Origin of the sequence: Halomonas marinisediminis (assembly GCF_004347715.1) — a bacterium.
Classification (GTDB): Bacteria; Pseudomonadota; Gammaproteobacteria; order Pseudomonadales; family Halomonadaceae; genus Halomonas; species Halomonas icarae.
The window spans coordinates 1-312 of sequence record NZ_SLTR01000211.1; the positions used below are offsets into that span (position 1 = coordinate 1).

Here is a 312-nt window from a genome sequence, read left to right on the forward strand (position 1 = left end):
CCCGGCTAATATGACTTTGTTGGCAGCTTCAGCTTGTCCATTGGCTTGGGGGTGTTCATCAGAGGTGAATTGTTGTTTTATATTCAAGTCGGCCGCTAGCTTTCTGAAGCCTGCATCTGTGAACTGAGTACCATTGTCTGTAGTGATGGAGTATGGAATCCCAAACCTTGTGACGATGTTTCTATATAGGAATTTTCGACTTCTTTGAGCAGTGGCGTTAGCTAGGGGTTCTACCTCAATCCACTTTGTGAAGTAGTCTATTCCCACTATGAGGAATTTGACTTGTCCCGATCCTTGAGGAAAGGGTCCGAG

1 protein-coding gene is annotated in these 312 nt (G+C 45.5%); it reads right to left on the reverse strand.

Annotated elements, in window-relative coordinates; genetic code table 11:
* A partial coding sequence (locus tag E0702_RS20515) for a DDE-type integrase/transposase/recombinase (RefSeq protein WP_132045648.1) occupies positions 1-312 on the reverse strand: 312 nt, incomplete at both ends.